A 10664-nucleotide genomic window follows, 5' to 3' on the forward strand; every position below is an offset into this window, starting at 1 on the left:
CCAAGCGAGCCGGGAAGCCGTAGCAGCACGGCTTGCAGCCCAGCCGCCATTGCCCCCTCTGAAAAGCTCAACTCGGCTGGCCACTGTAACGCTGCCGGTAAAGCGCCTCGATAATGCTGTGTGCCTGCTCCAGCTGGGGGGTAGTCAGCACACTTTGCCCATCCTGCCGGAGTCGCTGCAACCAGCTTCGGGGCGGTTCGCTTGCATGACGGGCGAGCCCGAGGGCAGCCAGCTCTCGTTCCAGCTTCAAAAAGGCGGCGCTCTCACTGCTGGGTGGCACCTGATACCGTTGCTGTCGGGTGGGTTTTATCCGCTTCTGCTGCTGCCTGCGCACGCGGCGTAACAACAAGGCTGCGAGCACCAGCACGGTCGAGCCGGCAAAAGCCACCAGCCAGCTTGATGGCTCCAGAGACATCAGATCCCGTCGCCACTCGCCCAGGCGACGACCGAGGTAGGACAGCAGATCATAGGCTGGCAACCAGAAAGGGGCGGCGTCCTCTTCGGCCTCCAGCCAGGTTGAAGGGGTGGTATCCACCTCTACCCAGCGACCGTCAATCCAGGCATCGACCCAGGCATGGGCATGCCGGTTGCGCAATAGATAAGCCCGTTCCAGCCGACTGTATTCCTGTACCGAATAACCGGTGACATAACGCGCCGGGATGCCGAGGGAGCGCAGGATCAGCACGGTGGACGTTGCAAAGTATTCGCAATGGCCGGCATGGTCCTTGAGTAGAAAGCGTGCCAGATCACGCGCACCGGTACTTTGGTCCCCCAGAAACAGCGTGTAGCGAAAATGCTCTCGGAACCAGCTTTCCAGCCCGACCAGACGCGCCAAGGGCTGGCGCTCACGCAGGCCGTGCAACGCCGGCAACTGGTTGAACAGCTTTTGAAAATCCTGCGGTACCGACAGATCGGCCGTCTCGGGCGGTGGCGGTAGGGTGTGGGCTTGGGACAGGATGGTCAGATCCAGCTCGGTGCTGGCATCGCTGATGCGGATGACGCCATAACTGCCACGATCGACACGCCCCCCGGCATGGCCTTCGGGGCGGCCGCCTTCCAGAGGCATTGGAATCAAAGCCATGCCCTTCCGGGTTTCGCCTTGCAGGTGGAGTAACACCTGGGCGGCCCCGCGTACTGGAGGCATCGGTTCAAAGGCGTTGCGGTGAGCGCCCCAGATACCACGGCTATAGTAGGAAAAGACGCCAGTGCGCAGCAGTAGCGGGCTGCGCCGACTGCCAACCTTTTCCACCCGCCAGACGATGCCCTCGGTCAGTTTGAGCTGTCCCAGATCGCCGATACGTGTCTGACTGCGAAATGGGTCTGCATCGGCATTCGATAACACATCGCTGATCCACTGCTGCAAGGCCAGCTGCGTTCGCTCAAGGCCGAAACCCAGGGCAAATCCCCCAGAAATGGCCAGCAGACTCGCTGCAATGAACGCAGCCAATCGGGCGCTATGGGGTTTGGGGCGCGCTGCGAACAGCCAGCCGCCAATCAACAGCGCCAGCACCCAATAGAACCACGGGCTGGGCTTGGCGATGGTGCCTGCCGCCAGCAGCGTAACCGCCAGATAGGGGGGAAGCAGATCAACCGGACGCTGCGCTTCCGGGTGGTGTGAGCGGCGCAGTGAGTAAGCCAGATGGCGCAGCGTGACCGGCGTGCTGCTAAGACGGGAAACCACCATTAGCGGGAACAGGGCAAGCGGTAGCCAGCCGGTTGCCAGCAATAAGCCATTTGGCAGGCCCTGTGCCGCGAGCAGGCCGCCGGTGGTGAGAATGGCAGCGACGGCGGTCAGATCGACCACCCGCATCAGATCGGGCTCCGCCAGGGTCAGATGGGCATGGCTGCGGGCCGCAACCAACCAGGCAATGGCCAGCACGCCACCGATCACCGGATAGGTGCTGGCAAATCCCCACAACATCAGGCCCAGTGCCAGCAGGATGGGGGAGGTCTTCATGGGGAGGCCACCTGTGCATCAAGCTGGCTGGCCGTCAGGCGCTGCACCACGCCGGCCAGCCGGCTATCTGCCAGATCCTGGCTCGCGGAGTGTTCCTCAATCAGAAAGACCTGGGGTCGTATGCCGCGCGCCAGCAAGCGTTCGATGGCTTTTTGCCGGGGGGCATCCCAGGCGAGAAAAATCGCGATCACTGACGAGACCTGCGGAGCGTTGCGGTCGAGCGTCGCCAGCAGGGGTTCGATGCCTTCAGGGGGAGAGGGCTGGACGGTGGCCAGAATGCGTAATAGCGAGTCGGCTTTACCAAGGCCGCGCCCCATGGTCAGGCGATGCACCCGATCTCCGACGAACAGCAGGTCGAGCAGGGCGTCGGCGTCGTGGGGCTGGGCAACCAGCCAGGCGGCAATCGACACGGCCGTCTCAAAGCTTGGTGCAAAGGGATAGGGCGCCGCAGTGTCGAGCACCAGTGCGTGCCGCGCAAAAAACTCTTCCTGATACTCGCGGACCACCGGCTGGCCAGTACGGGCATAACTGCGCCAGTGAATCGCCCGCAGGGGGTCTCCTGGCCGGTAATCCCGCAACGAGCGGAACTCTTCCGCATCGCCTACCCGTTGCGCCAGCGAAATCCCGCCCGGCTGCAGATGGCGCAGGCTGGAAGCAGGCTCGACCCGTATCGGTTGCCGGGTTGGCAGCACCGGCAGCGAGGCAACCGGCACATGCAGGCTCTGCCGGGTTTGCATCAGGCCCAGCGGGCCACTGCGCAGAATCAGCATGTGCTCGAAGATCGCCAGTCCACGCGCATTGGGTTGGGCGACGACTTCCACGTCCTGCTGCTGGCCGGGCAGCAGTGGCATCAGCGCGAAGGGCTCGACGTCGAGTGCGCGCAGGCGACGCAGCAGATCAATGAAGGCGGGGTAGCCGACACGGGCGTCAAAGCGGTTGACGGCCAATGATTCGGCACGGTGCCGCAGGGCTTCTGCGGCGGGCCAGGGCTGCTGCAGCACCTCAGCCAGCCGCAGCGGCGGCAGTGGGCGTTTGCCGGTGTTTTGCACCCTTACCCGATAGCGGGCCGGTTCGCCAGCCGTGACGAACTCCGGCAAGCGCCTTTCGGCGCGCAGGGTGATGGGACGATGGCGGGTCCAGCGTAACCAGAAACTATCGACCAGCAATAAGCTCAGCCCCAATGAAAACACCATATGGGCCAGATTCATCTGGGTATCCAGACCGAAAGCCCCGGCAAAAGCCGTCAGGCCCGAGATGACCAGACCTGCCGGTGTCATCCGGTCACGTATCCAGTGTGAGCTCAGATAAACCAGACGAAAGAAGCGCAGCTTGCCCATGCCTGTTTCCAATGCGCCGGCTTAAACCGGCACCGGTACGCGCTGCAGGATGTCGCGTACCACATCCTGTGCCGTACGGCCGGCGTAGCGGGCTTGCGGGTCGAGCGCCAGTCGATGGGCCAGGACATCCGGCGCAATGCTCTGAATCAGATCTGGCGTCACAAAGCTTTCTCCATCAAACAGGGCAAGACTGCGCGCCAGCTGGAACATGGCAATTGAGGCACGCGGGCTGGCGCCCATATGGACGTCAGGCTGCTGCCGGGTCGATTGCACCAGGGTCACGATATATTCGCGCAACGCCGGTGCGACCGTGATACGCGCAGCGGCTTCGCGCGCCGCCAGCAGATCAGCGATGCTGACGCAGGCGGCCAGTTCATCCAGCGGATGATGTGTGGCGCGATAGTCGAGCAGCTTCACCTCTTCGGCATGGCTGACATACCCCAGCGACAGGCGAATGCCAAAGCGATCCATCTGGGCTTCCGGCAGGGGGTAGGTTCCGGCCTGTTCAACCGGATTCTGTGTGGCGATAACGAAGTAAGGCTCCGGCAGGGCGCGCCGCTGACCATCTACGGTCACCTGCGCTTCCGCCATGGCTTCGAGTAAAGCCGACTGGGTGCGCGGCGAGGCGCGGTTGATCTCGTCGGCAAGCAATACATTCGCAAAGACGGGGCCTTCATGAAACACAAAGGCATGTGCTTGCGCATCAAAGATCGAGACGCCCACGATGTCTGAGGGCAACAGATCGGGTGTGAATTGCACCCGCGAGAATCGGGCTTCGACAGAGCGTGCCAAGGCCTTGGCCAAGGTGGTTTTGCCGGTGCCCGGATAATCGTCGAGCAGTACATGCAGGCCGGCGATCCACGCCGAGACAATCTTGCGGACATTCGCGTCCTGGCCGTGCAGTACCGTTGCCAGATTGGCAGCAATGGCCTGAGGAATAGAGGGGGCGGTCATGGAAGCCTTTCCGGTGGGAGGCGGGGGGCCATTGTGCCGCAGTCCGGTGGCTCCACCATAGTCTCATCATGGCAGAGCGTGGCCGATTTGCTGCTTTGCCCCCTCTACGAAAACTGCCGCAGGTCGGCAAGCGTTGACCGGTTGGCTGCCTGGTGCTGCACCCTGCAGCGGACTTTGCTACAACGAAGCCCAGACGCTGCAGCGTTAATTGGAATCCCGAGGTGCTTATGAAACTGCCTGTTCTGCTGATGCTGGCGACCTTGTGGCTAACGCAACCGGCTCTGGCGGCTGATGCGGATTGCCCGGATCTGCTGCGCAAAGCTACCCGCCCGGCTGATTTTCCCTATATGAACAAGGTCATTGCCCTGATGGGGCCCAAGCTGCGCAAGATTCTGATGCAGAAGGCGCTGTCGATGTCGGCGTTTGGTGGTGTCAGCAACTGGGGGCCGCAGGATGCGGAATGGCTGGAGGCGCAAGGCGTGGTCAGCCAGACGCTTGATGGCTTCGAGGCCCAGAACGGGCCGATCATCGGTTTTGATATGAACGCCGCGACCCTGGCCTTCTGCGGTGGACTGCAACCGTCGGATGTCGGCGGCTTTGCCCGCTGGTTGGCCGCGCCCAAAGAGCAGCGTGTGCGCCGGCTGGTGGACGCCTATGTGGCCCCTTTTATCCTGGCAGCCATCAAGGCAGATTTTCCGGGGGATGCAGACATCGCCGCGTTCGAGCAGGAAACCCGCAATGCAACCCGCGAGATGCTGAAAGATCCAGCCTTGCTTGCCGTCTTCGAAGGGCTTGGGAAAGACCCCGACAGCCCGCTGGCCTTTACCCAGCGTTTTGATGGTGAGCGCTGGAAAATCATCGGCAGCGCGGCCGTCGAGGGGTCGAGACCTAAAATGGTGCTGGCCGGGCAATCATTGATGTTGCAGCAGGGGCGCGTCAGTGAGCTTTACAAGAAATTCCTCGACCGCAAACGCACCGAAGCCGCCAGGCAGGAGTGAGGGGTCACAGCACCTAAGAATCCACACGGCGCGGATAGCCGAGCAGCAGCTTATCGAGTGCCCGTCCGAAAGCCCGTCGCTCGCTTTGGCCGTATGCCTGCGGTCCACCGGTTTCGACGCCGGCACTGCGCAACTCTTCCATGAAGTCCCGCACGGACAGCCGTTCCCGTATGGTGGCATCGGTGTGTAGTTCGCCTCGTGGGTCCAGCGCCTTGCCGCCCTTTTCAACCACGCGGGCTGCCAGGGGAATGTCGGCCGTGATCACCAGATCACCGGGCTGCAGCTGATCGACGATGTAGTGGTCTGCCTCATCAAACCCCCCTGCCACCTGCAGGGCACGGATATACGGCGAGGGCGGCACGCTCAGAAATTGATTCGCCACCAGAATCAGCGGCAGTCGGGTGCGCTCGGCCGCGCGGTACAGCATTTCTTTCACCGGCCTCGGGCAGGCATCGGCATCCACCCAGATTTTCATGATAGGTCACTCGTTGAATGAGGTTCAGGCATGGACGGGCGGCCAATTGCCAGCCCACGGGGCAACACTTTCCAGCTGGCCTGCCAATTGGAACAGGGTAACTTCGTCCCCATTCGGGGCAATAAAGTGGCTGCCGATGGGCAGGCCGTCGGCACTCCAGTACAGCGGTATCGACATGGCGGGTTGCCCGGTCAGGTTGGCGATCTGCGTAAACGGCATGCGGGCAAAATTGCGGATTGCCTGCTGGTGAATGGGGTGGTCGAGCAATGCAACCAGACCGAGCCGGCTTAGCCACTCCAGACCTAATTTTTCCTTGGCCGTGGGCTGCAACTCGCCAATGCGGGTAGGGGGCTCAGCCAGGGTTGGGGTCAGCAGCAGGTCGTATTGCTGGTGAAAGCGCCCCATGCTGCGTGCCAGAGTGTTCCAGTGTCGGCGGGCTGCAGCAAAATCTGCGGCGCGCCGACGATGGCCGAGCTTGCCTAGAACCCAGGTGGCCAGCTCGACATCCTCGCGTCTGGCCGGGCGGCCCAAGACGCCAGCCAGCTCGCGCAGATCTGCTGCCACTTCGCCGTAATACATCTGCAGATAGCTATCGACCATCAGCGCGTAATCGTAGGGCAGGGGCACGGGTTCGGGCTGATGGCCCAATTCGCGTAGCAGATCGACCGTGGCTTCGACGGCAGCATGGCAGTCGGGGTGCAGACGCCGTCCTTCGGGGTGTTCCAGAATGACACCAACACGCAAGGCTCTTGGCCGGGTGCGTGCCGCCTCACTGAACGAGGTGGGCGGAGGCGCGATCAGATAGGGCGCGCCAGCATCCGGCGCGGCCAGCCAATCCAGCAGGGCTGCCGAGTCACGCACCGAGCGTGTCAGCGCGTGCTCGACCACAGCGCCGGACCAGACTTCACCGTAATCGGGGCCGGTGGGCAGCCGGCCACGACTGGGCTTGAGACCGAATACGCCGCAATTGGCAGCGGGCAGGCGAATCGAGCCGCCGCCATCACCACCGTGCGCGATCGGTACGATTCCCGCTGCAACGGCTGCAGCCGAGCCTCCCGAAGAGCCGCCTACCGAGCGATCAAGATTCCACGGGTTACGGCAAGGACCGAATGCCTCCGGTTCGGTATAACCGACCAAACCGAATTCCGGTGTGCTGGTCTTGCCAAAGATCACCAGACCGGCCGACTTGAAACGTTTCACCAATTCGGAGTCATGATCGGGCCTGAAATGACGCAAGGCTTTGCACCCCTGGCTGAGCGGGGCGCCGGCCAGTGGGCTCAGCAGGTCTTTCAGCAGAAAGGGCACGCCACGGAATGGGCCGTCTGGCAGATTGGCCAGACTGGCGCGTGCTTCATCATAGAGTTTGCAGACAATCGCATTCAGGCGTGGATTGAGCGATTCGCATCGACTAATGGCGGCTTCCAGCTCGGCTTCCGCCGTGGTTTCTCCGCGTCGGATGGCGTCGGCAAGGGCAATGGCATCGGGCATGGCGTGGTTCTCTGGCTAAGGGCCTTGGGTACGGCATGGGTCTACCGGGTCATACGTAGGCGCTGCGGGCGCCTGATTTCTGATCTGAAAATGCCGTTTCAGGGCAGTTTCAACAGAACCCGGCTGGGCGGCTCAACGGCAGCTCACCGTCTGATCCGTGCAAGCGGCAGTGATTTGCGGCTGGACGGTTCGATTTACTGGTCTATGCTGTTGGTATAATGCAATTTTGCCTGTCTGAGGTATTCCATGTCTTTCTCGCGTTCTTTCTTGATACTGGCTGGTGCGATGCTGCTTGGCCAGGCTGAGGCAGAGGTTTTCAAGTGCCGGGATGGCAGTGGCAAGATTACTTATAGCGAGGCGCCCTGCCCCACAGGGCAAAGTGGCACGTCCCTCAAGTTGCCCACCAACACGGTAACGCCTATCCGTAGCTCTGCCGAGTCGTTGGCCCCCTCGGCTTCGCGGCCGCCCGAAGGCAAAACCACCGGCCCGGAAAAAGCTGCCAAGCCTGCAGAGCCCGCAAAACCTCAGACTGGCAGTCAGCCCAAGCCCTGGGTAGACCCGCGTACTGATCAACAGATCATTGCCGAATGCGAAGCGAATCGCGGTAATAACTGTACCGATCCCTCTCGTATTGCCAACGAGCGGGAAATGAGTCGCCCACTGAACCCCGATGAGCGGCCCGGCGGTCATCTGGTCAAGCCGAACAAGCCTCATTAAGCGGATCGGTCTTTTCCTGCTTCAAGCCAGCTGTCGCGACGTGGTCAAGCAATCAGCGTGGCGCCGTCTGCAGGGTGTCCCAGGCACTTTGCAGACGGTGTTCCAGATCCTGACAAAAACCTTGGCCGTCGCACAGTGGCGATTGCGCCAGTTGTTCGCGCAGCTGACTGCGCAGAGTAGTAAGCGCCACGCGATCTTGTGCCAACTGGCAGGCGCGATTGATGTAATCATCCAGATCCGTCGCGATCCACGCCTCCCGCCCCAATACCTTGAGAAAACTCACGCCCTGGCGTGACACCATGCTGTCACCCGCCAAAGTAATAAGGGGCACGCCCATCCATAGCGCTTCCAGACTGGTCATGCCGCCTGTAAACGGGAATGGGTCAAGCGCGATATCCACGTCAGCGTACTCGGCCAGCATGTCGGCGTGGTAGCTGTAGCCACGCAATTCGGTGCGCTCGGCTATGCCGCGCTGGGCCAACCGCTGCAGACAGGCGGCTCGGGTGTCCAGGTCGTCCAGTTCCTGCGTTTTCAGTATCAGCCGACTATCGGGGCAGCGCTCAAGAATACGGGCCCAGCAATCGAGCACGGCATCGTTCAGCTTCGCGTAGTTATTAAAGCAGCCAAAAACCGTGGCACGCTCGGGTCGGGGCCCGATGGCGGGTGCGTAAGCGGGTGGGGCGTAGCAGAAGCGACTGTGGGGCAGGTAGAGCACGCTTTCGCTGAAGCGTTGCGGACCTGTCATCGGGTTACTGTGTGGATCCGTCAGAATAAAGTCCATGCCCGGTAGTCCGGTGGTATTGCAGTAGCCCAACCAACTGATGGCAACAGGCGCAGGCTTGCGTGCGAAAACACCGAGTCGCTGCTTGGCGGTATGGCCTGCCAGATCAATCAGAACATCAATGCCATCCTCCGCCACCTGCTTGGCAACGTCGACATCATTCAGGCCGCTGATGGTGCGCCAGTGTTCGGTCGCTGCTTGCAATCTGGCTGTCATCGAGTCGGGGGCGCCGACGTCGGCATAGCAGAACACTTCATAGCGCTCACGATCGTGATAGGGCAGAACCTCTGCGAGCAGGAAGCCAACCGGATGGGCACGTAGATCTGGCGAGATATAGGCGATGCGCAGCCGACGGTTGCCAGCCTCTTGCTTGGGCCGGGATATGGGCTGGGTCTGCCCATGATGTGCGGCCCAGTCCTGGTGCGCTTGCAGGAAAGCGTCGGCGCTGGGGGCGGGGTAAAGGTAATGCATATCGAACAAGGCATTGCTTTCTGCCTGTGCCAGTGTGGGCTTGATGGCCAGCGCCTGCCGGCTCGCGGCAATGGCTTCTGCAACCTTGCCCTGAGCCTTGAGTACCACTCCCAGATTGACCAGCGCTTCGGCCATTTTCGGTTGTAAAGCCAGCGAGCGCCGATGCGCCGCTTCCGCTTCGGCGAGCCGGTTGTTCTGCCGTAACCCCATGCCCAGATTGTTCCAGGCGGCAGCATGCGCTGGCTGGTGCTGGACCGCCTGACGCTGGCAGGCAATCGCTTCATCACGACGGCCCATTTCCAACAGCAACAGCCCCAGATTGCACCAGCTGTCCGCGTGATCCGGCGCAAGTGCCAGGGCTTGCCGATACCCGGCCTCCGCGTCTTCCCAGCGACCGAGACTGCTCAGGCAGTCTGCGCGACCCTTGAGGGCTTCGATCAGCTGTGGCGCCTGACCGAGCACCGTTTCGAACTGAATGAGCGCGCCAGCGGTGTCGCCTGCCTGGCGCAGGGTCTCGGCCAGGTTGTACCGGCTGGCTGGCAGTTGTGGCGCCAGTTTGACGGCGGTTTGCAGGGCATCCAGCGCATCGGCCAGTCGTCCGGCCTGTTTGAGGGCGTTGCCCAGATTGTTCCAGGCCTGTGGCGATTCTGGTTTCAGTGACACGGCCTTGCGGTGGGCGCCGATTGCTTCTTCGACACGCCCCTGTGCATCCAGCGCCAGTCCCAGGTGTACAAAAGCGCTGCCGTGCCGGGCATCCAGTGCAATCGCCCGTCGTGCGGCCGCTTCAGCTGCGACACCGTCACCATTGGCGCGCCAGGCTTCTGCGATATTGCTATGGAAGTCTGCCACCTTGGCATTCAGCCGGATGGCTTCGCTGATCCACTCGATGGCCTGGGCAGGCTGACCGCACTGGTGGGCCAATACCCCCAGCAGGTGCCAGGCATCGGCATATTGCGGGGCGGCTTGAATGATCTGGCGGTAAATCTGTTCCGCCGGTGCGAGTTCACCGGCTTGATGATGGCGAATGGCCAGGCGCAGGGCTTCTTGCGGAGTCATGGAGTTTGGTCGGTAGAAATGGTGGCGGTTTGATAGCAGGCTGAAGCCGACGTGACAAGGGCGCCATGTGGCGCCCTGGTGAATCCGCATACTGTGGCCGGCGTTGGGGACGCTAGCCGGATTTACTTGTCGTGCTTCTTGGCGTGGGACTTATGGTGGTGCTTGACATGCTTTTTGGCATGTTGGTGCTTGGCGTGCTTCTTGTGGTCCGGCTTGTGGGCAGCCAGCGCCGGAGTACTTGCCAGACCTAAGGAGACCAGTGCAACGAGCAGAGGCTTGAGCAGATTCATGAAATTTCCTTTCGAGATTAGGCTCTGTTGACGTTTTATTTCCGGATCGCGTTTCGTCGGGTTTGGGCCTGATGCAAGGCAAAAAGCGCGCCGCTTAGTGATAAGCCACGCGATTTTTAACGCGGCAGCAGGCCCAAACC

The 10664-nt window shown here is 61.8% G+C and carries 9 protein-coding genes; 2 read left to right on the top strand and 7 right to left on the bottom strand.

The features are described 5' to 3' along the window. Positions 1-67: 67 nt before the first annotated feature. Genes PZA18_RS12315 through PZA18_RS12325 form a run of 3 tightly spaced genes read right to left on the bottom strand, consistent with a single transcriptional unit; the run spans position 68 to position 4248 of the window. Complete coding sequence (locus tag PZA18_RS12315; RefSeq protein ID WP_284101141.1) at positions 68-1957, bottom strand: transglutaminase-like domain-containing protein; 1890 nt, start codon at positions 1955-1957, stop codon at positions 68-70. After that, positions 1954-3294, bottom strand: coding sequence for a DUF58 domain-containing protein (locus PZA18_RS12320; protein WP_284101142.1), 1341 nt, complete (start codon positions 3292-3294; stop codon positions 1954-1956). The genes PZA18_RS12315 and PZA18_RS12320 overlap by 4 nt, the downstream gene beginning before the upstream one ends. 21 nt (positions 3295-3315) lie before the next feature. Then, positions 3316-4248, bottom strand: coding sequence for an AAA family ATPase (locus tag PZA18_RS12325; protein WP_284101143.1), 933 nt, complete (start codon positions 4246-4248; stop codon positions 3316-3318). Between the two features lie 227 nt (positions 4249-4475). On the opposite strand from PZA18_RS12325, the gene PZA18_RS12330 reads away from it, so the two are divergent. Further along, entirely contained in the window at positions 4476-5246 is a 771-nt protein-coding gene (locus PZA18_RS12330) for a hypothetical protein (protein WP_284101144.1), read from the top strand. A 13-nt stretch (positions 5247-5259) separates the two neighbouring features. Here PZA18_RS12330 and PZA18_RS12335 read toward each other — a convergent pair whose 3' ends face one another. Beyond that, positions 5260-5721, bottom strand: coding sequence for a YaiI/YqxD family protein (locus PZA18_RS12335; RefSeq protein WP_284101145.1), 462 nt, complete (start codon positions 5719-5721; stop codon positions 5260-5262). 24 nt (positions 5722-5745) lie between these two features. Beyond that, positions 5746-7209, bottom strand: coding sequence for an amidase (locus PZA18_RS12340; protein WP_284101146.1), 1464 nt, complete (start codon positions 7207-7209; stop codon positions 5746-5748). Between the two features lie 246 nt (positions 7210-7455). Here PZA18_RS12340 and PZA18_RS12345 point away from each other — a divergent pair, with 246 nt between their 5' ends. Next, positions 7456-7926 (top strand): DUF4124 domain-containing protein, encoded by a 471-nt coding sequence (locus tag PZA18_RS12345; protein ID WP_284101147.1) that lies wholly within the window; start codon positions 7456-7458, stop codon positions 7924-7926. 52 nt (positions 7927-7978) lie between these two features. Here the strand turns inward: PZA18_RS12345 and PZA18_RS12350 are convergent, their stop codons facing one another. Both PZA18_RS12350 and PZA18_RS12355 read right to left on the bottom strand, forming a co-directional pair. Continuing rightward, complete coding sequence (locus PZA18_RS12350; RefSeq protein WP_284101148.1) at positions 7979-10234, bottom strand: tetratricopeptide repeat protein; 2256 nt, start codon at positions 10232-10234, stop codon at positions 7979-7981. A 122-nt stretch (positions 10235-10356) separates the two neighbouring features. After that, positions 10357-10664 (bottom strand): hypothetical protein (locus PZA18_RS12355; RefSeq protein WP_284101149.1); only part of this gene is annotated, 308 nt, incomplete at its 5' end.

Source organism: Parachitinimonas caeni (assembly GCF_030129945.1).
GTDB lineage: Bacteria > Pseudomonadota > Gammaproteobacteria > Burkholderiales > Chitinimonadaceae > Parachitinimonas > Parachitinimonas caeni.

Excerpts from the sequence above, each read along its gene's own strand:
- PZA18_RS12315 (WP_284101141.1), bottom strand. The coding sequence starts at position 1,957 with ATGAAGACCTCCCCCATCCTGCTGGCACTGGGCCTGATGTTGTGGGGA.
- PZA18_RS12320 (WP_284101142.1), bottom strand. The coding sequence starts at position 3,294 with ATGGGCAAGCTGCGCTTCTTTCGTCTGGTTTATCTGAGCTCACACTGG.
- PZA18_RS12325 (WP_284101143.1), bottom strand. The coding sequence starts at position 4,248 with ATGACCGCCCCCTCTATTCCTCAGGCCATTGCTGCCAATCTGGCAACG.
- PZA18_RS12330 (WP_284101144.1), top strand. The coding sequence starts at position 4,476 with ATGAAACTGCCTGTTCTGCTGATGCTGGCGACCTTGTGGCTAACGCAA.
- PZA18_RS12335 (WP_284101145.1), bottom strand. The coding sequence starts at position 5,721 with ATGAAAATCTGGGTGGATGCCGATGCCTGCCCGAGGCCGGTGAAAGAA.
- PZA18_RS12340 (WP_284101146.1), bottom strand. The coding sequence starts at position 7,209 with ATGCCCGATGCCATTGCCCTTGCCGACGCCATCCGACGCGGAGAAACC.
- PZA18_RS12345 (WP_284101147.1), top strand. The coding sequence starts at position 7,456 with ATGTCTTTCTCGCGTTCTTTCTTGATACTGGCTGGTGCGATGCTGCTT.
- PZA18_RS12350 (WP_284101148.1), bottom strand. The coding sequence starts at position 10,234 with ATGACTCCGCAAGAAGCCCTGCGCCTGGCCATTCGCCATCATCAAGCC.